Here is a 26,195-nt window from a genome sequence, read left to right as displayed (position 1 = left end):
CCCGAATGTGGCCTGCGTCGCTTCTTCAAGGGCGGAGCGCGCTCGACCAGTTGACCTTGGGCTATGTATTTCTGGAAAAGCGTGCCTCGTTTCGGTGGGTGCAAGGTGTGTCCACCGGAGCCCTCGGTATGGGGCTGGCGTGGTACGTCCTGTTCCCAGTCAAGGCACTGGCGCCGATGCGGTCGACACCATGCTCGCGCACCACATTGAGTGGTTGCCTGTTCTGCTGAAGTCCTAGTCAGGAAGCTCAGCCGCGGCCGTGCGCGCCCCAGGTATTCCGTCATAAGCCCGCCCCTTCCTCGGCCCAACACGCCGTGGCGAAGCGAGTGTTCGCTGGTGCTGTGGCCGCGTGGGTTCGCCGGGTCGGAGGTCATGACGGTCGGATGGGCAGTGAAGTCCATTCCACCGTTGCAATTGCGCTGGCTGACCCTGCCCGAGTGTGCAGACTGGCCGATCCGGAAAGACAGAAACTGCGGCAGGCAGCCAGAGCAATCCGGCGAACCCACGCGGCCACGCCACGAGACATACGAGTGGGCCGCTTTTCGGCGGGGCCTCACCGAACGCTCACCCCGCACATCGCCGCGCCCCGCAGCCCGTGCGACCCAGCCCGCATCGGTCGCCGCGTCGCACGGCGCCGAGCGAATGGGATGGCCGCCGGCGCCGGCGCGGACGCTTGAGGACACGCCCGGTTCGACGCGCGGCAGGACTACCGCCGCGAGGATCTGATCGACGATGTCCGCGGCGCGGATCGAGCAGTTGCTCGCTGCCGTGCCGACCGGCGCCACGGACACCGACCCTGTCGTCCGAGCGGAGCTCGAAGCCGACGCCGCGGCCACCGCCGCCCGGGAGGCCGACCTGGGCGGGGCCGCCCGCATCGGCACGCGCCGACGAGCTCCAAGCGCTGCGCGAGCTCGGCGCCCTGGAGCAGACCGGCCCCGCGCCGGGACGAAGCGGTCCGTGACGAGCTGACGGCTACGTCCAGGCCGACGTCGACGGCTGGCTCGCCCACGCCCTGGCCGCGGACCTTGGGCACTACCGCGATCCGGCCGCCCGCGATGAGGCCGCCGGCCTTCTCACCCCGCCAGTCCTCGCCGCACTGCTCGCCGCTCTCGCCCGCTTGGTCCCCGACGTCGACGTCGACCAGCTTGCGTTCGCGACCCGCTTCGCCATCACCGAGCCGGAGGCCACCGGCGCCCTCGCCGCGTTCCTCACCCGTGCTCGCCCCGCCCACTGATTACCGAAGGTGACTATCAGGCTGTCGTGCTCACCTTCTTCGCACGATCCGACTGTCGCGCCGGAGTGTCATGCTGCCCTTCCAGAAATCCACTGTGCACCCAAGTCGTCTCTTGTTGTTTTAGGCCCGGCATCTGGCCGGGCCGGTTAAGCACTGAGAACTAGTAACACGGTAATGACAAAGTCCTCCGAGGCGTTTCCGGTAGGCCAAGCTTTGAGCGGGCGCAACTATCGCGGTGTTCGCTCTGAGATGGGATGTGCAGCCCATCGCCAACCTGGTGGTCGCAGCAGCCGCAACAAGGATCAAGTGGCTGACTACATCCCGCTGACGTGCCTGAGGAAGACCATAGAAGGTAATCCATACCTGTACATCGGATTTTCCGTACGAAGATCCATCGAGAAGTGTTCAGTTTCCCTGTACCGTCCGACTTGATAGCGCACCGACCGCAATCAACTAAGTGAAGGGGCGATCGATGGACTACCGCGGAGTAGCTACAGGGCATGCGAGGTGCCGGCTACTGAGGTACCTCTGCACCTAGGCAAGCCCTCACTAGTTGCTCAGGCACCTGGCGACATCGGATCGCATGACGACCTCGGGTCTGGCCAAACGGAATCCATGGAGGAAAAGAAGGCGGAACGTTCAGTCAACACGCCAACCGATCCTCTACCCCACTCACACAACGCAGAGGAATTACACGTGAAGCAGAATCACATTCGGATAGCCACCGTTACTGCAATGGCTGCACTGACTTTCGGGCTGGCCGCCCCAATGGCAAGTGCAGTTGAAGCTCACCGCAACCAGCCGGCAGCTTCGACTGCTGCTGATTCGCTGCTGCCGACAGCCGACGATGTCCGTGACCTCATCTCCCGCATGCGGGCAAACGGCGCCGATCACAGCCTCATCCAAGAATTCGAGCTTTACGCGAAGCAGCTTGAGAGCGCCGATACCAAGGGCGACCAGCGCATCCTCGGGTCTACCACGATCATCCGAAAACTGATCGTCGCTGGTATACGCCACGGCGGCCAGTGGGCCGGCAAGATTGTCGGCAAGCTACACAAGAAGTCTGGAGAGTTCCTCAAGCACAACGGGAACAAGATTGCCGACATCATCGAGGATGTCGAAGGGTGGAGCGAGACCGCACTGACCGTGGCCCTGGTCAAGGGGGGCGTTCCAACGGACATTGCCAAGGATATTGCACATGCGATCATGCTGATCGCATAGCATACCTGGCTATCAGGGGCGGCACATCGGCTAAGCCGAGTGCCGCCCACTCCCTCTTCTGAAGTGCGAAGGAGACACATGGAACCCGACAGCGCTGATGACGAACCCACCTGGGAATCCCTACCTCCCTTCGGAAAATGCATTGTTGCCATCGGTGCAACCGGTCTCGGGCTCGGTGTCCTCCTTGCGCTAATCGCGGTTACGTTGACAGGCGCTGTGGTTGTCACCTTTCTGTCTGGCGGCTTGATCAAAGCTGACAGCCTGAGCTCACTTTTCTGGGCTGTTGGTCTTTGCCTACCTTGCGGACTACTTGCGAGCGTGTTGGCGTTACCCCTGCGTCTTACACTGCGCCTGACATCTTTTTCTGCCACATTTAAGCTCCGTGCGGAAGCAGCATTTTCCGTGGCTACGACCTTTCTAGGAGTTTTGTTCGTCGAATCTTCTACCCCAGGGCTGCACGTCGAACATCCCTGGTTGCCAGCTCTACTTGCCGCCCTGCTGATTGCTCTCGCCAATCTGCTGATTAATTATTTCGAACGTCGTGGAAGTCGCCACGGAAGCTGCACCTCCTGAGAGTCGCTAACAGAGGTCGTTGATCACGCGACTGTCGGCCTGTTCGGTCGTTGGCCTCGGTGTGGGAAAGCGTCAACCGCGCGGTGCGGCGCCCGCGCTCGGACCGTGCTGCCCGACGGCCTGCCGGCCGACCACCGGCTCGGCTGTCCCGGAGGCCGGCCCATCGTCGGCCGGGCTCTGCGCCTTGTCCGGGGGCCAGTGCCTGGTGATGGCGACGGCGGTCATGGGGGCGGCCGAAGAGCGCGACGGCGCGCATACCGCCCGGCAGGCCGAGCAGGTTGGCGATCAGCGGTGGCCCGAAGGCGCCGCCGGACTTGCCGACGGCGGCGGCTCCGCTCGGGGGGTGAGGCGCGCCCTGGAAGATCATTCTTGCGAAGTAGGTGACGCAGTGTCTGATATGCGTTACTTGGGCCGCTTGTTGTAGATGTGCCCTCTGCAACCCTCGCCCGGTGTGACGGGTCAGACGTGCCGTGCGGGCAGCGCCCCGGATCTGGCCTGCGCCGCTTCCTCAAGGGCAGGGCGTGCGCCACGAGTTGACTGCGGGTTATGTATTTCCGGGAGGGGGTGTCTCGTTTCGGTGGGTGCAAGGTGTGTGTCCACCGGAGCCCTCGGTACGGGGTCGGCGTGGGTACCTCCTGTCCCCAGCCAAGGCACTGGTGCCGATGCGGTCGTCACGATGCCCGCGCACCACGTTGAGTGGTTGCCCGTTCCCTTGAAGCCCTGGGCGGGAAGCTCAGCCGCAGCCGTGCGCGACCCAGGTATTCCGTCATAAGCCCGCCCCTTCCTCGGCCCAACACGCCGTGGCGAAGCGAGTGTTCGCTGGTGCTGTGGCCGCGTGGGTTCGCCGGGTCGGAGGTCATGACGGTCGGATGGGCAGTGAAGTCCATTCCACCGTTGCAATTGCGCTGGCTGACCCTGCCCGAGTGTGCAGACTGGCCGATCCGGAAAGACAGAAACTGCGGCAGGCAGCCAGAGCAATCCGGCGAACCCACGCGGCCACGCCACGAGACATACGAGTGGGCCTCGGACGGTCGTCGATGTCCGGGGCCCACTGGCGTACCGCTTAAGCAGCGCGGTTACTCACTCTTGATGGCCGTCAGCGGGTTCAGCCGGGCCGCGCTCCGTGCCGGCCAGACCGCCGCTATGACACCGACCACCACGGCGGTCGCCAGGAAGATCACGATCCGACCGACCGGGATCTCCGTCGAGTACGTCTTGATCTTCTCGGCGATGCTGCCGCCCGTGGCCCAGCCCATGAAGAGGCCGAGGCCGATACCGAGCACTGCGCCGAACAACGAGATAACGACCGCTTCCAGACGCACCATCTGCTTAACCTTCGCGCGGTCTAGGCCGATAGCGAGCAGCATGCCAATCTCGTGCTTACGTTCGAAGACCGACATGGCCAGCGTATTGATGACGCCGAGGACCGCGATCAGGATGGCCATCGCGAGGAGGCCGTACAGCATGTTGAGGATGAGGCTGATTGCGCCCGCGACCGCGTTGCTGATGTCGTCCTTGTCTTGCACCGTGATGGCCGGGCTGCCGAGGGCGTCGACGATGGCTTTCTCGGCGCGGTCCGACGCGCCGCCCTTCGTCTTCACCAAGACCTGATCGTCGAGGAGCTTGGACAGGTGCGGGTCGATGACGGAGGTGGAGGCGAAGATGCCGTTGAATAGCGCGTTGCCCTTGTAGACGCCCGCGACCTTCAGGCGAATGGTCTTGCCGTCTGCGTCGAACTTCAACGGCAATGTGTCACCTGTCTTGAGGCTCTCTTCCTTTGCCGTGTCCGTGTCGACCAGCGCGGTGCCCATCTTCAGGCCGTTCACTGAGCCGCTCGTGAAGTCGAGGCTGACGAGCTTGCCGAACGACTTCGGCTCGACGCCGTTGATCTTCGAGTGGCTTCCGTCCGCTTCGGCGGTCGCGCTACGCAGCGGGGAGCTCACCTCGACATCAGGGAGCTTGTCGATCTTCTCGCGGATCTCAGGGGCCAACTTCGAGTTCGGCATGGAGACGCTGTAGTCGGCCTTGAGGGAGTCAGCAGCCATTTTGTTGATCGCGCTACTCATGGAGGTGGCGATGACCGTCATCGCGGTGATGAGGGTGAGACCGATCATCAGGGCGGCGGCGGTGGAGGCAGTACGCCGCGGGTTGCGTACCGAGTTGAGGCGCGACAGCTTGCCGGTAACGCCGAACGGCTTCAGGAGCGGCGCGGAGGCGGCGATAAACGGCCGAGACAGCAGCGGGGTGAGGACGATGACACCGACACAGATGGTGCCCGCGCCGGCCGCCATTGTGTAAATGTCGTCCATGAGCAGCAGGACCACGCCGAGAGCCACGAAGAGCGAACCGATGGTGTTACGGACGAGGAGACCGCGCGTCGCGGGCGTCGCGTGGACGCTGTTCATCGCGGCGACTGGCGGGATCTTCGCGGCACGGCGACCCGGCAGCCAAGCGGCCAGCATGGTGACGCCGACGCCCATCAGGAGCGTCACCAGGATCGTCGTCGGAGCGATGACGATGGGGCCCTTGGGCAGCGAGGCGTCGTCGGAGTCCATCAGGATCTCCAGGCTGGCGGAGATACAGAGACCGAGCCCGAATCCGGCCACGGCGGCGACCAGGCCGACGAGGAAAGCCTCGGTGAGTACGGAGCACGTCACCTGGCAGCGCGAGGCACCGACGGCGCGCATCAGCGCGAGCTCCTTGGTGCGCTGGCCGACCAGCATGGTGAAGGTGTTGGCGATGATGAAGATGCCGACGAAGAGAGCGATGCCCGCGAAGGTCAGCAGGACATGGCTCATGGCTCCGGTCTGCCGCTCGATCATTCGCTCTTGGTCGTCCGAGAGCTGATCGCCGGTGACGGCGTCCGTGCGCTTGGGCAGGATCTTCTCGACAAAACTCTTGAGCTTTGACTCGGAGGTACCGGCGGCGGCCTTGACGTCGATCTCGTCGTACTCGCTCTTGTTCAGCACCTTCAGCGCCGTCTGGTTGTCGAGTACGACGAGGCTGCCACCCGCGACGACGCTACCGTCACCGGTGTCGAAGATCCCGGAGACCCTGGCGGTGCGCACGTGCCCGTCAGTGGAATAGCGGACGGTGTCGCCAACCTTGAATCCAGTGCGCTCGGCGGTACGGGAGTCCAGGGCGATGTCTGCGGCGGACTTGGGGGCTGCGCCCTCCGTGAAGGCGTACCGCGGGTCCTTGCCGCCCTTGCCCGGGTAGTAGTTGGAGCCGGTGGCGCCCCACTCGCCGCCGACCAGCTTGCCGTCCTTGTCGGCGAGCGCGGTGAAGCCGTTGACCACACCGATCGCGTATTCGGCGCCAGGCAGCGTCGCGGCCCTCTTCAGAAGGTTGTCGGTGAGGTGTGAAGGTTTCCTGGACCCGTCCCCCTGGGAGGAGGAGTCGCCGTCGGGTCGGATGGCGACGGAGACGTGGTCAAAGCTCTTCGCCGTCTTGTTCTTGTAGGCGTTGCCGAAGGTGTCGGTGAAGACGAGGGTGCCGGAGACGAACGCGACGCCGAGCATGACGGCGAGCGTGGTCATCAGCAACCGTGCTTTGTGCGCCAACACGTTGCTCAGGGCGGTACGGAACATGAGTTCAAGTCCTGGGGGAGAAGAGAGGGAGCACCCCGTCAGCGGCGCCGGGAACTGCGCGACGAGTCCACGGCGAGCCCGGGGGCGAAGTACGGCTGAGACGTGGCAGGGTGCCTAGCTGGTACGCCCCTTGGCGTCGAAGTGCTTCATCCGATCCAGGACGCTGTCGGCCGTCGGCCGGTGTATCTCGTCGACGACCCGTCCGTCCGCGAGAAAGAGCACGCGGTTCGCATAGGCCGCGGCCCCGGGGTCGTGCGTGACCATTACAACGGTCTGCCCGAGCTCCCGCACGGAGTCGCGGAGGAAGCCGAGGACCTCCGCGCCGGAACGCGAGTCTAGGTTTCCGGTCGGCTCGTCACCGAAGATAATCTCCGGCTGAGAGGCGAGCGCACGGGCCACGGCCACGCGCTGCTGCTGGCCGCCGGAAAGCTCGGTGGGCCGGTGGCTGAGCCGTCCAGAGAGGCCGACCATCTCGATGACCCGCTCCAACCACTGCTTGTCCGGCTCGCGGCCCGCGATGTCCATCGGTAGCGTGATGTTCTCCAACGCCGTCAATGTCGGCAGCAGGTTGAACGCCTGGAAGATGAAGCCGATCTTGTCTCGGCGAAGCCTGGTGAGCTCGCTGTCCTTGAGCGTGGACAGTTCCGTCTCGCCGATGCGCACGGAGCCGGAACTAAAGCTATCCAAGCCCGCGACGCAGTGCATCAACGTCGACTTACCGGAGCCCGACGGGCCCATGATCGCGGTGAAATCGCCCCGCCCGAAATCAACGGAAACATGGTCCAGGGCGACCACCTGAGTCTCACCCTGTCCGTACACCTTGGAAAGATCCGTAGCGCGCGCGGCTGCGGTAGTGGCGCGGGCGGCGTAGGGGTTAGTGGTCACAGGAAGGTGCTCCTATCAGGACGACGAGTGGCGACGTACTCCATCGTCCGGTGCGCTCACCGCCCTGGAGTCAGCCGCTGTTCCCCTTTCCGAGACCATCTCCAGTCCGATATAGGGTCGCCCTGTCATACCTGGGGTGGGCGCTACTCCTGTATCCAGCGAGGAACGGAGCATGGAAACAGAAAGAGAAGGTCGTGCCGGCCTTTCCACGACCAGCAAGGCAATATGGCTGTCATTCCTCTGTCACACCTCACGCTGATCTGGTTCCAGCGGCGGGCAAGCTTGCCGTGAGGTAGTCACTTAGTCCGCTGGATACGAGAACGAGCAGCACCCAAATCAGCCTTGGGGCCACCGAGGCTGATTCCGGTGCGGGCGGGGGCCGATGAAAGTGCCGCCCTATGGTGGGGATGGGGTGGCCTGGAGCAGCCAGGTCAGGGCAACGGGCCATCGGGCCACGGGCGCCCAGGCTTTCCTGGCTGCCGGAGCCTGCTGTTGGAGGACCGGGTTATGCTGGTCGTCGCCTGCTGGCGGATGAACCTCACCCTGTGCTGCGTCCGACTGTTGTGCGCGAGTGCCTGTCCGTTCTCGGCCCGCGCCGCCCTGCTCTACGTGGACGCCGGCGACGCAGACAGGGACGCGTAACGGAGAGTGACGAGGTATCGCATTCCGCACGGCCTGCTGTACTGCGGGGAGTTGCACCGCGCGAGATAGTGGCCGCGGGGCCCACCGTTCACCCGCAAGGCGATCCTGGTCGCGACTGCGGGGGCAGTCATGCCTAACGCGTCCCGGGCTTGCACCACCGCCTACCACAAACTGCCACGTTAACGACTGCTCGAAGCCGGGAACACGCGCCACTCGGGTGCGCCTTCTCTTACCACTCCGCTCGGCCGGCCATGCCTGGCCAGAGAGCCTGACGCTCCGGTGAAACTAGCTGAGCTAAGTCTTTCCGGTGGTTGCGGCGGTAGCCGACGTCATGAGGGATCGCCCGACTGACTCCGGCCGTTAACTGCGGGTCCCATGCGGTTGCCGGGTTGGGCAGGGTGAACCCCGGCTTGGCCAGCGGGCTGGCTTGCGCGTCGTTCCGTGGCCCGGCGCACGAGTATGGCGTGCAGGTCTTGTTCTGCCGTGGGCACTGGGCGGGCGTGGCGTCGTTGGATCACGACGCGCAGATCGGTGGTGTCGTTTGCCAAGGGGCGGCAGATGATGAGTCCGCTGCGCTTAAGGGGGTCATCAAGCACGCTGTAGTCGGGCAACACGGTGACTCCGAGTCCCTCGGCGACCATCAGCTTGCACATTTCGGCACCGTCGGCGGAGTACGAGAAGGGAGGTGCGGCGCCTTGGAGGAGCCGGTGGATGTATCGGTGCATGGCGTAGCCGGAGCGCATCATGATCAATGGTTGGACCAGCAGGTCAGTGACGGTCACTGCGTTCAGCGCGGCCAGTGGGCTGTCCGGGCGGATACAGACGACGGGGTGACCGCGCAGAAGTTCGGTGGTGTGCAGGCTGGGCGGCAGGTCGTCGTCGCCCAGGTAGCTGACCAGTCCGAGGTCGAAACTGCCCTCCGTGAGGTGCTGTTGGATGCCATCCTGCCGCTCCGTGATCACTTCTACCTGCGTTGAGGGATGAGTAGCCCGGAATTCACGGATGGCCGGCGCGAGGAGCGTGACCGTGGCAGCGTTGACCGTGCCCAGGCGCAACCGTCGACTGTTCTGGTGCTGTTCGTCGGCCGCCTGGCGTAGCCGGTCGACCGCCTCCAGCACGCCTGCGATGTGCGGCAGCAACTCGCGGCCCTCACGGCTAATCTTTGCTCCGGAACGCCTACGCTCCAGGAGATCAACTCCCAGTTCCCGCTCAAGATTGCGAAGGGTCTCACTCAACGCCGGCTGAGACAGATGTAGCTCCTCTGCGGCGCGGCGCAGTGAACCCAACCTCGTGACGGCCGCCAGATATTCCAACTGTTCCATGCGCATAGCGGCTACCTCCGAGGACCATCATAAACCGGCTAATGCGTCGGTCGATCGGAGGATGAAAGGGCTGACCATTCGCCGCATCGGATATTCCTTGCAGGGTCGGCTTGTTGCCCTTCCCGGGATTCGGCTAGGACAGGATGTGGGCGACCGCCCGTGATGCACCTCACGTCCGACCGAAGGATCACCATGTGAGGGCGATTCTGGATTTGCGATGGTCAACGGGCTTGCACTGGCGGATGTGGGAACACCTTTAGCGGGCGGCTTCAAGCCGTACTCGGCGGGCCTCGGTTGCGATTTCGTCGGCTGTAGCGCCTAAGGCGTAGGCAGTGTTCATCGCCTCCTCCCACTTAGGGTGAATTGGGGCGCCGATGATGCCGTAGCGGACGGTTGCCACAGCGGCGGCGCGGATCGCATCCGGCCCTTCCGCATCACGAATCTCCTTCATCGCGGTGGCGATGTCGGCGTACGTGGCGCCGGTATCCAGCGCCGCCCGGGTGGCCCTCGTCGGGACTCTCGGGTCGATTCGCCACGCGGGGCCGCAACGGCCCAGCACGGCACGCGCCGCAGCCTGAACGGCGTCTCGCGCAGCGGGCGAAAGGTGCGTCATCGCTATCCTCGTGATCTGAGTAGCACTCTCCTGTCAACAAACGGTGGAGAGAGATGCTGCTTGGCCTGGCACGCCCACTTAGCGAGCGTCAATTTTTTCGGCCTCTAATTTGGCGTCGACTGAGACAGGCGCCGACCCCCTGCGGCGCGATACAACGACCCACCTGATGGCTGGCGCTAGTATTTTGGCTGTTCCCGGCGCGCGCAGTGGACTACCTCCGGCTGTCATCATAAGCCGCGATTCAGTGGCCGGACGGGCGGCCAGCGACAGGGATCTCCGTTCGCCCTATCGGGAATTCCTTGCCGGTCTCACGAAGACCGACCTTGGCTTGAATACTCAAAGAGCCGATGTTAATATCCAACTCCAGGTAATTGAGCGGCCATAGTCGCCCCCAAACGTTCCACGGGAAATTGCGGGCTCCAGTCTCGGGGCCCGATCAGGGCATCCGGACCGGAGTATCTCGTGGATCGGCCTGGCCCCGACAATCCATCGTGACCGGTTGGGGCCAGGCAGCTAAGTATCAGCGAACATGCCCATTGCCAATCGCACTTGTTCTCAGCGTGAACGGCTTGTCGTAGAGCATCCACCCCTGTCTGCTCACTTGCTGACGAGGTGAGGGCTCGGGGCACGGCCGGGCAGCAAGCACCACGTCCTCACCGACGGACAGGGCATCCCGCTCGCTGTCTCGCTGACCGGCGGAAACCGCAACGACGTCACGCAGTTGCTGCCTCTGCTGGACAAGGTTCCGGCCGTGGCCGGCGTCATCGGCCGGCCCAGATGCCGACCCGACGCGCTCCTCGCCGATCGCGGCTACGACCACGACAAGTACCGGCGTCTGCTGTGGGCGCGCGGCATCCGCCCGGTCATCGCCGAGCGAGGCCAGCCACACGGCTCCGGCCTGGGCATCTTCCGCTATGTGGTCGAGCGCACGATCACCTGGCTGCACGACTTCCGCCGGCTGCGGATCCGCTGGGAACGGCGCGACGACATCCCGAAGCCTTCCTCGGCCTCGCCACCTGCCTGATCACCCACCGCCACGTACAACGAGCTTTGTTAGGACCTCTAAGTGGTGCACCAGCCGGGTCAGGATAAGCACCGTAGAGCCGGGCTCCCGCTACACCGCCGGACGGCTCTCCACCGACACCCGGCGGTGCGCAAGAGGCTGACGGTCGCCGCGGCCGTGGTCCGTCGCGGGCCGCCCATCCAGCCCCCAACCCGGCTGCCGCCCGGCGGGCATTCGCAGCCGTACGCGGAGCACTCACCCTCACGCCCCGAACCCGGCATGAAACGGCAGAGACCGTCGCCGCACCCGGGGAGGGACGGCGGGGCGGGTGCGGTCAGTGCTCGGTGAGATCCCGGATGTCCCAGCCAGCGCTGGTCATCGCGTCCGCGTACTTCTTGCTGCGGTCGCGGTGGGCGGCGAGCACCAGCAGGTGTGTGGGGCGTGTCGCGCCGACGAAGACGAGCTGCACGGCGGCCTGGACACTCTTCAGTTCCCGCAGCGGGTCGCTCCCCTCGGCGATCATGCGTAGCGCCTCGGTCACATCGAACTTCCTGCCGGTCTTCCCCAGGCACTCCAGGATCAGTGTTGCCGCGTGGGTCTCGCCCTTCGCACTCTGGATGGTCCCGGGCACGGCCCGCGCCGCAGGTACCGCAGCGACGGCCGCAGGAGCGGGCCCGACAGTCGTGCCTGCCGCGGCGCAGGTGATGAACTCCATTGCAGAGTGGCGCAGTTGACAGCCGTTGAGGAGCTTCAGCTGGACGGCCAGCTGCTCGGAGGCCATCCTCCAGCCCGCTGCGTCGAACTCGTCCGCGTTGACGAGGAGCTCACGCAGTAGGATCCGCACCCTGCCTCCGGTCGTCGCCGCTGACCTTTCCAGGCGGCCGAGGGCCGGAAGCCCGTCGCCGGTCGGTGCCGAGACGGACGCGCGCACAGCGTTCCACAACTCGGTGGCCGCTTCGTGGCTGTCCGGGCCCAACCTCCACTGCCCGCTTGCCGCGCGGGCCGCGTCGATCAGGGTGCGGTGAGCCGTCGGGCGGCTAGTCGAGGTGTATCCGGGCAAGTAGCAGGAGATCGACTGCGGGTAGACCGGTGAGGTTTTCGGGCTTTGTCGCGCACCCAGTACACGCGGTGGACGTCGCACCAAGACGTCCTCAGGGACGGTCACAGCGGCCATGCGCTCGAAGGTCGGTACGACGTCGGACACCGTGGTCTCGTCGAACAGCAGAACCGCCACCTGGCCGTCGGGGCCGGCTCCGCGAACCTCCTGGGGTCGCCGGACGGCCAAGCGGCTGGCCACGGCCGCGATCTGCGGCCCGAAGCGGCGGCTGACCTGCAGCTCCGGTGCCCCCGGCAGCGGGAACAGCGAGGCGGGCCCACCTACGGAGGCCGCGTCGCTGTAGATGCCCTGGTTGGTGTCGCCCACCCGCTGCACGACGGTGGACGAGGAGGCGAACACGAGGTCCAGCAGTTCGTGCTGGGCGGCGCTGGTGTCCTGCGTTTCGTCGAGGAGAACGAACGGGAAGCGCGTGGTGACCGCCGCGGCGATACCCGGGTGCCGGACCAGATACTCCTGGGCGATGGCGTACATGTCCTGGAAGCGGAAGATGCCTCGGCGTGCCAGATTCCTTTTGAGGTCGGCTAGTTGTTTTCCGCTGGGCGACTGGGCGCCGAAGGGCAGGTCCCTGGTCGCTCCGGTGACCGCGAGTTCGCCGTCCCGGTAGGTGAACGTCGCCCGAGTGACGATGTCAGTGCTCTCGTGCTGGTGGTGTGCTACGAAGCTGCGCAGGGTTGAGTATTCGGGGCGCTGCAGAAGCCGGAGGGCTGCGGCCTCGAAGGCCGCGTCGTCGACGGACCGGACCTCCACTCCCCTGGCCCGCACGGCCGGCAGCCCGAGGAAGGTGTGCACGAAGGACTGAATGGTGCCGATGAAGTGCGGATAGCGCAGAAGGCTCCGTCCTGCGGCGAGAAGGCCCACTCGGTCGGCGATCTCGTTCTTGGCCGTGTTGGTGTGCGACAGCACACACACCCCCCGCGTCGGGGACGTCCACGCGTCGGCCATCAGCGTGAGCTTGAGCCCGATCAAGGTCGTCTTGCCCGATCCCGGGGCGGCCTGGAGGTCCTGCGTGCTCTCGCTCTGCAAGAAGTCCCACTGCTCGGCATCGAGCGGGTCCAGCCCCAGGAGCTTCACCATGGCCTCCACCTTGTCCGTGGCGAAGGCACTGGGCAGGTAGGTGCGGGTCACGGAGCCACCTCGCCGCACAGGTACGTGAAGGCATCGAGCAGGTAGGGCGGGACGTCGCTGCGAGTCAGCGGCGTCGAAGTGAGCAGTTGTGCGGCGAACTGTGCGGTGATCGGCTTGCTGACGTTATCCAGCTTGAGCGGCCGGTAGATCTTCAGGGCAGCCTCTCCCAGGGAAAGGCCCTGCCCTATCCACGTGTCGACAACCCGGTCGGCCCGTGCGATGGCCTTCTCCGTCTTGTCGGCGTCCGGCCAGGACGGTGCGGCTACGGATGCCAACTTGACCGCGCGGTACATCAGCCTGGCCATGGTCCAGGACGTGACCGCGAGGTCGTACTCCAGCGTCCACCAGTCGGACACGAACGTCTTCACCGGCCCGTCGTCGCCGGTGGTGAGGGCCGTGACGTGCGCGGAGATCTGCTCCTTCGTCATATCGGTCCAGCGCGCGAGCTTGCCCCTCATGCCCTCGGGAGTGTCGGCGGGCACGAGATCGCGGTCGCGGATACAGGCCACGCGGACCGGGATCTGCTCACCGTCGCGTTGGAAGACCCGGCTGTAGCGGAACAGGCCGACGTGGCCGACGTTGACCACGCTGACCCCGTGTTCGTTGAAGGGCATGCCCAGGGCGTCGGCGAGCGAGGGCAGGAATATCGCCTCGGCGTCTCCCTCGACCATCGCCAACCCTCGGGCGAAGAACATGTTCGCCTTGGTGACGTCCAGGAACCGGGTTAGGAACGCGTAGTCCCCCTCAGTCAGGCGCGTCACACCGCGCCGCAGCGGAAAGGTGCGTCCCCGGGCGACGAGGGTCAGGCACTCGACCGGCGTCGAGGAGGCGAGGTTGGGACTGTGGGTGGTGAGGATGACCTGCACAGGTGCCCTATCACCATCCTGCGGCCCCTGCGCCTTGTCCCGCAGCAGGTCCATGATCCGGGTCTGCAGCTGGGGGTGGAGGTGCGCCTCGGGCTCCTCGATCAGCAGTAGAGGAGCCAGTTCGTTCTTGCCCAGCAGGAGGAGTTCCGCAGCCATGAACAGGGCGTTGTTGTAACCGAGTCCGCGGCGCGTCCACTCGTCGGATGCTGTGAAGAGGTTCAGTTCCAGCCGCTCCAGCGCGCGGACCAGCGTCGCGTCCGTGGCAACGCTGATCTCGGCGCGCAGGACGTCGTCACCGATCACGAATCGCTGCAGGTAGGCCGAGTTGATGTCCTCGCTCACCTCCGCGACAGCCTTGTTGTCGCGGATATCGCGCTCAGCCCGCCGCAGAATTCCCCTCAAGGTCGACGGAGGTTCATCACCGGCGGGGTCGAAGTCGTCGACATCCTAATCCTTCATGGCCGGGTAGCCGGCGAGGATCTGGGACAGCCGTGACCCGCGGCCCGAGCGCAGCTCCGCCTCCGCATCGCGAAGGGGGCGCAGATAGGTGGCGCGCAGGAGTTCGCGGGCAGCGCCGTCCAAGGCTGGGCCGTTGCCGTCCGATCCGGTCCGGGTGGTGACCGAGACCCGGTTGCGCAGCGGATCCATCCGCTGGGCCTTGAACGTGACACACAACCAAGCGGCGCCGGCGCGGTCGTGGGTGAGCAACTCCAGGAAGACAGCCTGTTCCTCGGTCGACAGGTCGGTGAAGGCGCACCTAATGGTGAAGGTCTCCGCCCTCTCCTTTGTCCCAAGGTGAAAGTCATCCAAGGAGACCCGGTAGTAATCCGCCGCCGCGGACTGCAGGCACAACCGGATCGCGTCGACGATCGCTGTCTTCCCGCTGTCGTTCTCCCCCACAAGCACGTTCGTCCCGGCCGTGAACGACAGGCTCAGCGAATCATCACGCTCACCCTCGCCCTGCGCCGCAAGTCCAAAGACCCGGAAATTCTCGACCCGCAGATGCGCCAAGTACACACAATCCCCCGCCGACAGGAGCCGTGCCACCCTCTTCTCCAAGAAGGAGCCCCCGGGCGGCACGGCCCTTGATCGATATTTCCGGAATCCTACGCTCTCCGTGGTCCCCGCCCAGGGGAAATTCGGCAAACCGGTGGGCGCCAACGGCGCAAGAGCACCTCACCAGAGGCGACAACGTAGCTCGCGGCGCCCGCGACCGTACGTCGACCACCTAGAGCGAGGCCGACCTGGTCGACATATCCCCATCAACCGGTATAAGCGTGAAACAACCGAAAGCCATTTACGCAGGTCAGCGATCGAGAACTCCCCATCGCGGCAGGTCACAGCGCTGGTTGGCCTCTTCCGCGACATCTGATCCGCAGGACCCGGCGACTCTGCGTTGAGCATCACCAGCCCTCGTCATTACTTCGTCACCCGCAGCCTTGATGCCGCCTGACCTACCGAACGGGCGTCTGACACCCCATCAGAACGAGCGTCAAATGAGCGTCACGAGCGTCATTTCAGCGTCAAGATATCGCCCGTAACGCCCACAACGCACATAATGCGCACGGGCAAAACCGCAGGTCAGGAGCCCTTTGCGGCCGGTTCGAGGATGGCCACACACTCCACATGCTGCGTCATAGGAAACAGGTCGAACGCCCGCAGGAAGCGCGGTCGGTAGCCCGCTTCCTTGAAGTACGCCAGGTCGCGGGCCAGGGCTGCCGGGTCGCAGGCTACGTAGGCGATGCGGCGGGGGTTCAGGCTTGCGAGGTGGGTCACTGTTTGCTTGCCTGCGCCCGCGCGGGGTGGGTCCAGGACGATGATGTCGGCCTCCGTGATGCCGGTGCGCGGGAGCACCGTTTCCACCTTGCCGTGTTCGATGCGGACCCGCTCCAGGTCGCGCAGGTTGTGTCGAGCGTCTTCGACCGCGCGCTTGCCCGACTCGATGCCGAGTACGGCGCCGCTCTCTCCGACCCGTTCGCCGAGTGCGCCCGCGAAGAGGCCGACGCCGCAGTACAGGTCGAGTGCCATGTCGCCCTTGCGTGGCGTCAGGCCCTGCATCACTGCCTCCACCAGCAGGTCGGGCGCCTTGTGGTGGACCTGCCAGAAGCCGCCGGAGCCGACTCGGAAGGTTCGGCCATCGGCGCGCTCGCGGACGAAGCCGCGGCCATGGACGCGGTGGACGCCGCCGTCGTGCTCATCGATCCGCAGCACCGACACCGGCTTGTCCAACTCCACGATCGGCAGCCGCCCACCGGGTTCCGGCTCGACCAGTACCTGCCGGTCCGAGGAACCGGTGGCCGCGATGGCCTGCACACCCGACACGCCCGGCCACTCTCGGGACTCGATGCCCAGTTCGCTGACGCCGGGCGCCGCGATCAGGCAGTGGGTCACGCGTTGGACCTCGTGCGAGCGGTGGCGGCGCAGCCCGGCGTAGCCGTCCGCGTCCACCGCGTACTGCACGCGGGTGCGCCAGGCGGGCACCTCGCCCTTGGGTACCTTGTCTCCGGGCGCGGGCTCGACCGTGCCGTTCCAGCCCGCCTCTTCGGGGGTCAGGCCGGCCAATCGGGCGAGCTGTTCGGTGATCACCTCGACCTTGAGGCGGCGCTGCGCGCCGGGCGACGCGTGTTGCCAGTCACAGCCACCGCACGCGCCGGGCCCGGAGAACGGACAGGGTGCGGGCACCCTGTCCGGTGACGCCTCCAGCACCTCGACGGCGTCGGCTCGCAGAAAGCGGGAGTCGGCGTCGCCATCGGTGACGCAGGCGATGACCCGCTCCCCCGGCAGGGTGTGCCGTACGAACAGCACGCGCGGCCGGTCCTCACCGGGCAGGGTGGTGCGGGCCACGCAGTGCCCGCCGTGTGCGACGGCCCCGACCTCGACCTCGTAGCGCTCGCCGACCAGCGATGCGGGTGCGTCCGCGCGGTCGGCGTCGGCTGCGGTGCCGAGACCGTCTGCGGAGCCGGCCTCGGCGGTTCCCTGCCGCGCGTGGCTTGCGCTCGGCCGGTGCGTACGGTTCGTGCGGTGTGTCACGGCGGACGGGCTCCTGACGGGAGGGAACGAGAAGACGGGGGGAGGTGGGCGGCGAGGAGTGGCCGGCGGGCCACGGGTGTGAGGGGGCGCAAGAACGCCAGCTCATCAGTCTACGTGCCGCTGCTGCCGCGCCTCACCGTCCGCCGCGACCGGCACCGCCGCCACCGATGCCATCGCCGCTGACACCGATGCCATCGACACCGACACCGCCGATACCGCCATCACCGACGCTGAGCCGGTCCGCCATCGGCCGGCCAAGGCCCGCGGCTCAAGCCCACCCCGGGACCCAGCCCCATAGCCCCGCAGCCTTGCAGCCCCGCAGCCCCGCAGCCCCTCGGCCCCGCAGCCCCTCGGCCCCAGAGTCCCGCGGCTCAGGCCCACTCCACGCCCCCGCGGCCCGAAGCCCGCAAAGCCCGCACCGGCCCGGCCCGTCCCGTCCCGTCCGCAGAGCCGGCCCGCAAACGCCACGGCGCGCCCCCAAGCGGCCCGCGGGCCCATGAGTGGCGCGCCCCGCCGAGTCTGCTATGGCTTGCCGGTCTCCGTTTTCTCCTGACGGGGGGCGCGCGGGGCCGGGCCGCGGCGTACTGCGCCAGGTGCGCTCCATTCGGCCCGCTTGCGGGCGCGCAGCTTGGCTGCCTCCGAGGAGTCGAGCTGCCAGGGGACCGAGGTCACCATGACGCCCGGTGTGAACAGCAGTCGGCCCTTGAGGCGCAGGGCGCTTTGGTTGTGCAGCAGGTGCTCGTACCAGTGGCCGACCACGTACTCGGGGATGTAGACGCTGATCACCTCGCGCGGGCTCTCGCGGCGCAGGCTCTTGACGTAGTCGATGACCGGGCGGGTGATCTCGCGGTAGGGCGAGTCGAGCACCTTGAGCGGTACGTCGATGCCGCGTTCGCTCCACTCGGCCTGGAGAGCCTTGGTCTCGGTCGGGTCCACGCTGATGCTGAGCGCCTCAAGCCGGTCGGAGCGCATGAGCTTGGCGTAGGCCAGGGCCCGCAATGTCGGCTTGTGGATCTTGGAGACGAGGACGATGGAGTGCACCCGGGACGGACGTACCAGGTCCGCCGGCTCCTCGTCGCTGGCCAGTTCCTCGGCGACCCGGTCGTAGTGGCGGCGGATCGCGCTCATCGTCACGTAGAAGATGACCATGCCCAGGAGAGCGACCCAGGCGCCGTGGGTGAACTTGGTCACCAGGACGACGATCAGGACCAGGCCGGTGAAGGAGGCGCCGAAGGCGTTGATGGCCCGGGAGCGGACCATGTGGCGACGCTTGGCCGGGTCCTTTTCGGCGCGCAGATGGCGGTTCCAGTGCCGGACCATGCCGGTCTGGCTGAGCGTGAAGGACACGAAGACGCCGACGATGTAGAGCTGGATGAGCTTGGTGGAGTCGGCGCCGTAGGCGTACACGAGTATCGCCGCCGCCAGGGCGAGCAGCACGATGCCGTTGGAGAAGGCGAGTCGGTCGCCCCGAGTGTGGAGTTGGCGCGGCAGGTAGCGGTCCTGGGCCAGGATCGAGCCGAGGAGGGGGAAGCCGTTGTAGGCGGTGTTGGCGGCCAGGAACAGCACCAGCGCGGTGGCAGCGGCGAGCACTACGAACAGGAACGATCCGTCTCCGAAGACGGCCGCCGCCACCTGCGAGATCACCGGGTCCTGGGTGAAGTCGGCGCCGACCGGCTCGCCGTTTCGCAGCAGGTCCTTCGCCGGGTCCTCGGCCATCTTCACATCGGTGACCATGGCCAGCGCGATGATGCCGCAGAACATGGTGACCGCGAAGGTGCCCATCATCAGCAAGGTGGTGGCGGCGTTCTTGCTCTTGGGCTTGCGGAAGGCGGGCACTCCGTTGCTGATCGCCTCGACACCGGTGAGCGCCGCGCAGCCGGAGGAGAACGCCCGGAGCAAGAGGAAGACCAACGCGAAACCGGCGAGCCCGGTCTTCTCCGGGTGGATCTCGTAGTCGGAGGTGGGCGCGTGCATGGAGTCGTCCAACACCAGGCCGCGGAAGGCGCCCCAGGCGATGAGCAGGAAGACCCCGGCGACGAACACATAAGTGGGGATTGCGAAGAGCTTGCCGGACTCCCTGACCCCGCGCAGGTTCATCAGCGTCAGCAGCACGATGGTGCCGACCGCGAACAGGGTCTTGTTCTCGATGACGAACGGCACCGCGGAGCCGAGGTTCTCCACACCGGAGGAGATCGACACCGCGACCGTCAGAACGTAGTCCACCAGGAGCGCACTGGCGACGGTCAGCCCGGCCTTGGGGCCGAGGTTGGTGTTGGCGACTTCGTAATCGCCGCCGCCGCTCGGATAGGCGCGCACGTTCTGGCGGTACGAGGCGACCACCGTGAACATCAGCACGACGACCGCGACGGCGATCCATGGACTGTAGTGGTAGGCCGACACGCCTGCCACGGAGAGAACGAGAAGTACCTCGCCCGGCGCGTACGCCACGGACGAGAGCGGATCGGAGGCGAAGACCGGCAGGGCGATGCGTTTGGGGAGAAGAGTCTCGCCCAGTTTGTCGCTACGCAGCGCCCTGCCGATCAAGATCCGTTTCGGCAGGTCGGTCAGTTTGGACACGCAGAGGATCGTAGGCGGTCCGCTTGGCGGTCGCCCACCCGCCACCCGTGCAGCGCGCCCCCTGACTTCACTTAGGGGTGCTGGTGCAACCGCGCGGGCAGGGCGCGGTGGCCATTGGAGATGAAGGAGTCCACCGGGAGCAGCTCCTCGGGCGGCACGGCCAGCGCCACATCAGGGAAGCGTTCGAAGAGCGCGGGCAGTGCGATGGTCGCCTCAAGCCGGGCCAGTGACATGCCTACGCAAAAGTGCACGCCGTGGCCGAAGGAGAGGTGTTCCTTGTTGAGCCGGGTGACATCGAAGCGGCCGGCGTCAGGGCCGTGCACCTTCTCGTCACGCCCTGCGGCGGCGTACCCGGCGACGATCGCCTCGCCCTGCCGGATCGTCACCCCTTCGAACTCGATGTCCTCCACCGCGTACCGCAGCGGCAGGTTGGCCACCGGGGCCTGTGAGCGCAGTGTCTCGTCGATCACATCGTCCCAGCTGGCCTTCCCCGAGCGGACCAAGGCGAGCTGCTCGGGGTGGGTGAGGAGGGCGTGGATAGCGTTGTCGAGGAGGTTCACGGTGGTTTCGTGCCCGGCGCTGATCATCAGCAGCAGGGTGTCCACCAGTTCCTGTTCGGTCAGCCGCGAGTCGCCGTCCTCCTCGCGGGCGGCGATCAGTCCGCTGGTCATGTCGTCGCCGGGCCGCTCGCGCTTGGCTGCGACCAGCTCGCCGAGCAGCCGGTACATCTCGGTGTAGGTGGCGGTGACCTCCTCCGGATCGGCGGAGGTGTGGAAGATGCTGTCCACACAGGTGTGTAGCCCATCGCGCATGGCGGCGTCATCGACGCCGAACAGCTCGCAGATCACCTGGATCGGGATCGGGTACGCGTACCCCTCTCGCAGGTCCACGGTCGCGCCGGGCTCGGCGGCGGCGAACCCGTCGAGCAGGTCCGCGGTGATCTTTTCGATGCGCGGGCGCAGCGCGGTGCTCCGGCGCAGCGTGAACGCCTTGGAGACCAGCGTCCGCAGCCGCGTGTGGTCCGTGCCGTACGCGGTGAACATGTTCTGCACCGCGACCCAGGTGAACAGCGGCCACTCAGGAGATATCTCGCCGTTGATCCAGGTGGGCCAGTGCTGGCGCGGGTCCTTGGAGACGCGGGGGTCGGCCAGCACGTCCCTGAGCATGGTTTGGCTGGTTACCGCCCACGCCACCACCCCGCCAGGGAGTTCCACCAGCGTCGCCGGCCCGCGGGCGCGGAGCCCGTCGCCTTCGCCGTGAATGTCGCGGCCGGTGGGGTCGATGACGACGGGGCAGGACTGGCGTTCCATGAGGTCTCTCCAGAAGTCTCGTCGGTCAGGGCAGGCGCTGAACTGGCGGATGCGTGCGAAGTGCCGGCCGCCAGGGGGGCGACCGGCGGAAAGCGGACAGGCAGGGCGATGAGCGCGCGGTGGAACGGTCCCGGCCGCCACATCAATGTTTCGACGGGAACGGCGAGTTCGAGGTCGGGCAGCCGGTCAAGGAGCTTCTCCACGGCCACCGATGCGGCCAGCCGGGCGCTGCTTTGCGCCGGGCAGGCGTGCGGGCCCGCGCTCCAGGCCAGGTGCGCGCGGTTACCCGCGCGCTGGTCCGATGCGAGGGTGGGGTCGGTGTTGGCGGCGGCGAAGCTGATCATGATCGGTTCGCCCTCGCGCAGTTGCAGTCCGGAGAAGTCCACGTCGTGGACGGCGTAGTGGACGGCGTAGTTCGCCATCGGCGGGTCCGTCCACAGCACCTCGTCCAGGGCGTCGTCCACCGGCAGGCTGCCCCCGGACAGGCTGCCGGCGAACCGGTCGTCGGACAGCAGCAGCCGCATCCCGTTGGCGATCAGGTTCTGCTCGGGCTCGGTGCCCGCGCCCATGAGCACCACGAGCTGATGGAGCATCTCCTCGTCGGTCAGCCCCGCGGGGTGGGCCATCATCCAGGAGGTGACGTCCGCACCCGGCTTGGCGCGCTTGAGCGCCACCAACTCGACCAGGGCTTGGGTAAGCACTTCGTTGGCCTTCTCGGCGTCCACGCCGTCGAAGATCCCGGACATGCCCGCCAACAGCCGCTCACCGACGTCGGGCGGGCAGCCGAACATGTGGTTGGCCACGAGCATCGGAATGGCCCGTGCGTACTCGGCGAGCAGGTCCGCCTCGCCGCGTGCGCAGAACTGGTCGATGAGGGTGTCGGCGCTCTCCTCGACGTATCCGCGCAGCTCGTTGGGGTCGATCCGCTCCAAAGAGTCGGTGACCACCTGCCGCAGCCTGCGGTGCTCCTCTCCGTCGGAGAACAGACAGTTGGGCCGGTACATCATCATCGGCACGACGGGACTGTCCATGGGCACCTGGCCATTGGCCAGCGCCCGCCAGCGGCGAGGGTCCTTGACGAACGTCTCCGGGCTACGCAGCACGCTCAGAGCCGCCTGGTAGCCGGTGATGAGGGTGGCGTCCACGCCGGGGGCGAGTTGGACCGGGGCCGCCGGGCCGAAGCGGCGCATGCGCTGGTACGCGGCGGCCGGGTCGGCGGCGAAGTCGGGACCGTACATCAGCTCGCCGGTGGGCTGGCCGGTGTGCGCGGGGCAGCCTGGCGGCGGCCCGGAGCCGACGTCTGGTTGAGAGGTCACTCATGCTCCTGATCGGAACGGAACTGGCGGGTGGGACACGGTCAGTGACACGTAACCGGTGGGACCGGATCGGCGGCGCGTGACCGATGGTACGGATTTCACGGCACGCGCCCCGTGGGGCGAGGTCGCTGATATATGACCGGCGGGGCGCAGTTGGCGACACCTGACACGTGGGGCTGAGTCGGTGGCATGTGGTGAGTGGGGACGAATACGGGTGCGCTGTGCGGGAGTTGAGCTCGTGCCCGGCAGATGCGTACCGCTTGGTGGTCCGCACCTGCCAGGTGGAGTGCAGGGGCCCTTGGCGCCTGCGGGGGCAGCCGGGCGCTAGGCGGACGTCCGGCGGGCGTTGCGGACCTGGAGGTACTGCACCAGGGAGATCAGCGCCTCGGTGGAGGAGCCGCGGTCCCTGGCGTCACACGTGATCAGCGGAGTCTCGGGCAGCAGGTCGAGCGCCTCGCGTATCTCGGCGTCGTCATATGTGGGCGCGCCCGCGAAGTGGTTGACGGCGACCGCGTACGGAAGTTCGTGCTCCTCCAGCAGGCCCATCACATCGAAGGACTGGTCCAACCGCCGGGTGTCGGCGAGCACAAGCGCGCCCAGTGCACCCTGCGTCATGTCCTGCCACAGTCGGGTGAACCGCTTTTGGCCCGGCGCGCCGAACAGATAGAGCACCAGTTGATCGCTGAGGGTCAGCCGGCCAAAGTCCATGGCGACCGTGGTGGTGGACTTGCCTTCGATTCCGGCCAGGTCGTCCACCAACGCCCCGGCCTGCGTCATGGTCTCCTCGGTGCGTAGCGGTTTGATCTCGGACAGGGACCCGACGAACGTGGTCTTGCCGACCGCGAAGTGACCCACGACCAGGAGCTTGGCCGCGGTGCGGACCGTTTGCCGCAAGTAGACGTCTTCAGAGGCGAGCGCGGAGCCCATCGAGCACCTCCTGCAAGAGCTGGGATTCGGGGAGTTGGGCCTCGGGAATCGGGGCCCGAGTGACGATGTGCCCGCTATCGACGAGGTCGCCGAGCAGCACCTTGGTGACGCTGACCGGCAGCCCCAGGTGCCCGGCAACCTCCGCGACCGACAGGGCGCCACCTCGGCATAACTCCATCAGCCGCCGCGGCTCAGGGCCCAGACCGCTCAGCGGCCGATCGTGCTGCGCGATGACGAGCGTGACCAGGTCGAAGATGTTGCGGGTCGGATAGGCCCGGCCGCCAGTGACGACGTACGGGCGTACCAGCCCCCGCTCGCGCCGGGGCGGAGTCATGCCGGGCTGCCGATCCCCTGCTCGGCGGTGCCGCGCCGGGGCGGGCTGGTCAGCTCCTTGCCGAGCCGGTCCACCAGCTTCTGCATCCGGTACGTCACGGCCTCCATGTCCACCTGCGCGGTGGCGGACACCGCCAGATAGGCGCCCTGTCCGGCCGCGACGAGGAAGACATAGCCATCGGCGAACTCCACCAAGGTCTGCTGCCATGGGGTGTTCTCGTGCGCACAGAACTCAGCGGTGCTGCGGCTGATCGACTGGAGTCCGGACAGCGCGGCTGCCTGCCGCTCCGCCTCGTCCCTGCCGATGCCGTGGGAGTGCGCCCGCAACATGCCGTCAGCCGACAGCAAGATGGCGTGGCTCGCCTCCGGCATCCGTACGGCCTCGTCGAGCATCCAGCCCAGGTCGTTGGTCATGTGATCGTTCACACTGGTCATGCCGGGGAGTTCCCTTCCTCATCGTTGGGGGCGGTGGCGCGCCCTGACCGGGTGCCGCGGGCGAACGCGCCCATTCGCCGCGCCGTCTCCTCCGCTGAGCGCGCCGGCGCCTCTTCGGCGGCGGGCAGCGGGGCGGCGGGCGTGGCGCCGGTTGCCGCGCGGTCCCGAATCGGCTGCCTGCGGCGGCGCTTGGGCAGGCCGCCCGCGGTCGATCCGTGGACGATCGGCTCCTCGGCTGCTTCGTCGTGGGCTGCGTGTTCAGTGCGGCCTGCGTGTTCGGTGCGGCCTGCGTTGTCAGTTCGGCCTGCGTTGTCTGTGCGGCCGGCAGGGGCCCGCGGTGGGCTGGGGCGCGCCGCCGCGGGGTCGAGGTCGGCCGGGGAGATGGCCTGATTGTGGATGGTCTCCGACGCCGCGCCGACCAGGGGCGCGGCATGCGAGATGACCGCCGGCAGCGCGCCCGGCCCCTCGTCGGTGACGTGGGTGAGCAGCACGCTGGGCAAGAAGAGCACCGCGCGGACACCGCCGTACGGGGAGCGGGTGTCCACCGAGACGCTGAAGCCGTAGCGGGTGGCGAGCACGCCGATGACGGCGAAGCCGAACTGCGGCGGGTCCGCGAGCCGGGAGACGTCCACGGACCGGCGGCCCGACAACAGCCGCCCGGCGCGCTCGACTTCCTGTCCGTCCATGCCGACCCCGGCGTCGTCGATGACGACGCACGCGCCGTTGTGCGCGGGCTGGAGGTTGACCTCGACGGTGGTGTTGGGCTGTGAGTGGCGGGCCGCATTGTCCAGCAGCTCGGCCACGGCGAGCACGACCGGCTCCACCGCCCGGCTGGCGACCGCGATATCGACCTGGGTGTGCACCCGTACTCGTCGATAGTCCCTGATCCGGGAGGTGGCGCCGCGCACCACATCGAGGAGCGGCGAGGCCGCGCGCTGACGCCCCGGCCAGGAGCCGCAGAGCACGGCGATGGCCTGAGCCCGCCTGCCGAACTGGGAGTTGGCGTGGTCGATTTCCAGCAGATCGCGCAGCACATCGGGATTGTCGTGCCGGTCTTGCATACCCGAGATAGCCAACTGCTGTTCATGCGCGAGGCCCTGGAGGGCGCGCATTGACGCCTTCAGCGCGGCTTTCGCCGACTGATCGGCGCGGGCCTGCGCCTTATCGACTGCCCCGGCAAAGAGCTCGGTGGCCTTCTGGAGGTGCCAGGCGTATGCGGTGCCCGTCAGCTGTTCGTCCAACAGACCCGGCGCCGGCAGAGCCTGGTGGCCGGAATCCGCAGCCGCTGGAAGCCTGATTTCGACCAGGTGCCGCGCTTCCTCATCTCGGGCGCGCAGGCTGCTTTCCAGTGCGGCGTTGTGCTTACGCAGGCCGGTCGTCATCTGCCGCTGACGGAGCAGCAGCACCGAGACGACCAGCATCCCGGCGGCCAAGCACCAGAACACCACCTCCGATATGTGTTGTGTCATCAAATCCTCATGCGACGGGGGTGGGTAACGCCAAACCGCCGAAGCGGAATACGCCGATCATCCTAGCCAGAACGATTACGGCAAGGTCGCCTCTTTGCGGGATCGGTCGCGGTATTCCCCGAGTCCCGCACATCTCGGACCGCCGCCGTACAGATACCCCGAAGCCGCCGCGGCGAGTGGACCGCCGCGCTCCGCGCACCGCCACCCGGGCGACGGCCCGCTCCCCTACCAGCGGCGGGGGCTCCCCCGCCTGGTGACGGGGGTCATTACACCCACCAACCCACCGAAACCACCCAGCCCGCCCAGTCCGCCCAGCGATCTTCCCTGCGTCGCTACCCCGCCCCGGCTCGGCCACACACTCCGCGCCCCGGCGGCTATGGGCGGGCGCCCGGCGCCCGCAAGCGGTCCAGCATGCGGGCAGCGCCCCGTCCCGCCGGCCCGTCCCGCTGGCCCGTCCCGCCGGCCCGTCTCTCCGAGGGGCACCCCCCGGCGGGACCGGCGGGGTCTAGGGGCAACGCTGGGGCGCCAAACCGTGCGGATACCGTTGTGCGGGACGCCTGGCCGGACGACACTCGCACCTGCCGCGTAGCGTCGCTGCCGGGGCCGA

General features: G+C 67.1%; 20 protein-coding genes and 1 pseudogene. 5 read left to right on the top strand and 16 right to left on the bottom strand.

Translation table 11 applies throughout. From position 1 onward, the window contains the following. Positions 1-732 precede the first annotated feature (732 nt). The 3 genes from FHS42_RS37365 to FHS42_RS22600 all read left to right on the top strand — a co-directional run bounded on the left by FHS42_RS37365 (position 733) and on the right by FHS42_RS22600 (position 3,028). Positions 733-969, top strand: coding sequence for a hypothetical protein (locus FHS42_RS37365; protein WP_246495215.1), 237 nt, complete (start codon positions 733-735; stop codon positions 967-969). 880 nt (positions 970-1,849) lie between these two features. Then, the gene (locus FHS42_RS22605; RefSeq protein WP_246495214.1) at positions 1,850-2,455 is read left to right on the top strand and encodes a YqxI family protein; all 606 of its coding nucleotides are present in this window, start codon (positions 1,850-1,852) and stop codon (positions 2,453-2,455) included. Positions 2,456-2,533: 78 nt separating this feature from the next. Next, positions 2,534-3,028: a hypothetical protein gene (locus FHS42_RS22600; protein ID WP_246495207.1), complete on the top strand. Its 495-nt coding sequence runs from the start codon at positions 2,534-2,536 to the stop codon at positions 3,026-3,028. Positions 3,029-3,100: 72 nt separating this feature from the next. Here FHS42_RS22600 and FHS42_RS22595 read toward each other — a convergent pair whose 3' ends face one another. The 3 genes from FHS42_RS22595 to FHS42_RS22585 form a co-directional block, all read right to left on the bottom strand. Beyond that, positions 3,101-3,253 carry a hypothetical protein gene (locus FHS42_RS22595; protein ID WP_184574743.1) on the bottom strand — a complete coding sequence of 51 codons (153 nt, stop codon included), beginning with the start codon at positions 3,251-3,253 and terminating at the stop codon, positions 3,101-3,103. Between the two features lie 851 nt (positions 3,254-4,104). Further along, positions 4,105-6,618 carry an ABC transporter permease gene (locus FHS42_RS22590; RefSeq protein WP_184574741.1) on the bottom strand — a complete coding sequence of 838 codons (2,514 nt, stop codon included), beginning with the start codon at positions 6,616-6,618 and terminating at the stop codon, positions 4,105-4,107. Between the two features lie 114 nt (positions 6,619-6,732). Continuing rightward, positions 6,733-7,503 (bottom strand): ABC transporter ATP-binding protein, encoded by a 771-nt coding sequence (locus FHS42_RS22585; RefSeq protein ID WP_184574739.1) that lies wholly within the window; start codon positions 7,501-7,503, stop codon positions 6,733-6,735. Between the two features lie 492 nt (positions 7,504-7,995). Here FHS42_RS22585 and FHS42_RS22580 point away from each other — a divergent pair, with 492 nt between their 5' ends. After that, entirely contained in the window at positions 7,996-8,145 is a 150-nt protein-coding gene (locus FHS42_RS22580) for a hypothetical protein (RefSeq protein ID WP_184574737.1), read from the top strand. A 329-nt stretch (positions 8,146-8,474) separates the two neighbouring features. Here the strand turns inward: FHS42_RS22580 and FHS42_RS22575 are convergent, their stop codons facing one another. Both FHS42_RS22575 and FHS42_RS22570 read right to left on the bottom strand, forming a co-directional pair. Then, positions 8,475-9,473: a LysR family transcriptional regulator gene (locus FHS42_RS22575; RefSeq protein WP_184574735.1), complete on the bottom strand. Its 999-nt coding sequence runs from the start codon at positions 9,471-9,473 to the stop codon at positions 8,475-8,477. Between the two features lie 250 nt (positions 9,474-9,723). Beyond that, positions 9,724-10,080 carry a hypothetical protein gene (locus FHS42_RS22570; protein ID WP_184574732.1) on the bottom strand — a complete coding sequence of 119 codons (357 nt, stop codon included), beginning with the start codon at positions 10,078-10,080 and terminating at the stop codon, positions 9,724-9,726. Positions 10,081-10,708: 628 nt separating this feature from the next. Here FHS42_RS22570 and FHS42_RS22565 point away from each other — a divergent pair. Continuing rightward, positions 10,709-11,172: pseudogene (locus FHS42_RS22565) on the top strand (IS5 family transposase); the annotation flags it as partial. 245 nt (positions 11,173-11,417) lie between these two features. Here FHS42_RS22565 and FHS42_RS22560 read toward each other — a convergent pair. From FHS42_RS22560 to FHS42_RS22510, 11 genes are all read right to left on the bottom strand, one after another. Next, positions 11,418-13,325, bottom strand: coding sequence for a UvrD-helicase domain-containing protein (locus tag FHS42_RS22560; protein WP_184574730.1), 1,908 nt, complete (start codon positions 13,323-13,325; stop codon positions 11,418-11,420). After that, positions 13,322-14,593 (bottom strand): ATP-dependent nuclease, encoded by a 1,272-nt coding sequence (locus tag FHS42_RS22555; RefSeq protein WP_184574728.1) that lies wholly within the window; start codon positions 14,591-14,593, stop codon positions 13,322-13,324. Before FHS42_RS22555 ends, FHS42_RS22560 begins: the two co-directional genes overlap by 4 nt. A gap of 45 nt (positions 14,594-14,638) precedes the next feature. Further along, positions 14,639-15,202: an AAA family ATPase gene (locus tag FHS42_RS22550; protein ID WP_184574725.1), complete on the bottom strand. Its 564-nt coding sequence runs from the start codon at positions 15,200-15,202 to the stop codon at positions 14,639-14,641. A gap of 570 nt (positions 15,203-15,772) precedes the next feature. After that, a complete protein-coding gene (locus tag FHS42_RS22545) occupies positions 15,773-17,092 on the bottom strand; it encodes a class I SAM-dependent RNA methyltransferase (protein ID WP_184574888.1) in 1,320 nt (439 codons plus the stop codon). Positions 17,093-17,743: 651 nt separating this feature from the next. Next, positions 17,744-19,798: an APC family permease gene (locus FHS42_RS22540; RefSeq protein ID WP_184574723.1), complete on the bottom strand. Its 2,055-nt coding sequence runs from the start codon at positions 19,796-19,798 to the stop codon at positions 17,744-17,746. Between the two features lie 71 nt (positions 19,799-19,869). Continuing rightward, on the bottom strand, positions 19,870-20,964 hold the full coding sequence (locus tag FHS42_RS22535) for a cytochrome P450 family protein (protein WP_246495197.1): 1,095 nt from the start codon (positions 20,962-20,964) through the stop codon (positions 19,870-19,872). A gap of 11 nt (positions 20,965-20,975) precedes the next feature. Next, positions 20,976-22,346, bottom strand: coding sequence for a cytochrome P450 (locus FHS42_RS22530; RefSeq protein WP_246495242.1), 1,371 nt, complete (start codon positions 22,344-22,346; stop codon positions 20,976-20,978). 402 nt (positions 22,347-22,748) lie between these two features. After that, positions 22,749-23,351 (bottom strand): GTP-binding protein, encoded by a 603-nt coding sequence (locus tag FHS42_RS22525; RefSeq protein WP_184574720.1) that lies wholly within the window; start codon positions 23,349-23,351, stop codon positions 22,749-22,751. Beyond that, positions 23,329-23,685, bottom strand: a complete 357-nt coding sequence (locus FHS42_RS22520; RefSeq protein ID WP_184574718.1) for a DUF742 domain-containing protein — start codon at positions 23,683-23,685, stop codon at positions 23,329-23,331. The genes FHS42_RS22525 and FHS42_RS22520 overlap by 23 nt, the downstream gene beginning before the upstream one ends. Further along, positions 23,682-24,119 (bottom strand): roadblock/LC7 domain-containing protein, encoded by a 438-nt coding sequence (locus tag FHS42_RS22515; RefSeq protein WP_246495195.1) that lies wholly within the window; start codon positions 24,117-24,119, stop codon positions 23,682-23,684. The genes FHS42_RS22520 and FHS42_RS22515 overlap by 4 nt, the downstream gene beginning before the upstream one ends. Continuing rightward, positions 24,116-25,588, bottom strand: a complete 1,473-nt coding sequence (locus FHS42_RS22510) for an ATP-binding protein (RefSeq protein ID WP_184574716.1) — start codon at positions 25,586-25,588, stop codon at positions 24,116-24,118. The genes FHS42_RS22515 and FHS42_RS22510 overlap by 4 nt, the downstream gene beginning before the upstream one ends. Positions 25,589-26,195 lie beyond the last annotated feature (607 nt).

Origin of the sequence: Streptomyces zagrosensis (assembly GCF_014203645.1) — a bacterium.
Classification (GTDB): domain Bacteria; phylum Actinomycetota; class Actinomycetes; order Streptomycetales; family Streptomycetaceae; genus Streptomyces; species Streptomyces zagrosensis.
This window is presented reverse-complemented; position numbering and strand designations above follow the sequence as displayed.

Bases quoted from the DNA above. Each gene is read 5' to 3' on its own strand.
- FHS42_RS37365 (WP_246495215.1), top strand. From the start codon at position 733: ATGTCCGCGGCGCGGATCGAGCAGTTGCTCGCTGCCGTGCCGACCGGC.
- FHS42_RS22605 (WP_246495214.1), top strand. From the start codon at position 1,850: ATGGAGGAAAAGAAGGCGGAACGTTCAGTCAACACGCCAACCGATCCT.
- FHS42_RS22600 (WP_246495207.1), top strand. From the start codon at position 2,534: ATGGAACCCGACAGCGCTGATGACGAACCCACCTGGGAATCCCTACCT.
- FHS42_RS22595 (WP_184574743.1), bottom strand. From the start codon at position 3,253: ATGACCGCCGTCGCCATCACCAGGCACTGGCCCCCGGACAAGGCGCAG.
- FHS42_RS22590 (WP_184574741.1), bottom strand. From the start codon at position 6,618: ATGTTCCGTACCGCCCTGAGCAACGTGTTGGCGCACAAAGCACGGTTG.
- FHS42_RS22575 (WP_184574735.1), bottom strand. From the start codon at position 9,473: ATGCGCATGGAACAGTTGGAATATCTGGCGGCCGTCACGAGGTTGGGT.
- FHS42_RS22570 (WP_184574732.1), bottom strand. From the start codon at position 10,080: ATGACGCACCTTTCGCCCGCTGCGCGAGACGCCGTTCAGGCTGCGGCG.
- FHS42_RS22535 (WP_246495197.1), bottom strand. From the start codon at position 20,964: ATGCTCAGGGACGTGCTGGCCGACCCCCGCGTCTCCAAGGACCCGCGC.
- FHS42_RS22530 (WP_246495242.1), bottom strand. From the start codon at position 22,346: ATGTACGGTCCCGACTTCGCCGCCGACCCGGCCGCCGCGTACCAGCGC.
- FHS42_RS22525 (WP_184574720.1), bottom strand. From the start codon at position 23,351: ATGGGCTCCGCGCTCGCCTCTGAAGACGTCTACTTGCGGCAAACGGTC.
- FHS42_RS22520 (WP_184574718.1), bottom strand. From the start codon at position 23,685: ATGACTCCGCCCCGGCGCGAGCGGGGGCTGGTACGCCCGTACGTCGTC.
- FHS42_RS22515 (WP_246495195.1), bottom strand. From the start codon at position 24,119: ATGACCAGTGTGAACGATCACATGACCAACGACCTGGGCTGGATGCTC.
- FHS42_RS22510 (WP_184574716.1), bottom strand. From the start codon at position 25,588: ATGACACAACACATATCGGAGGTGGTGTTCTGGTGCTTGGCCGCCGGG.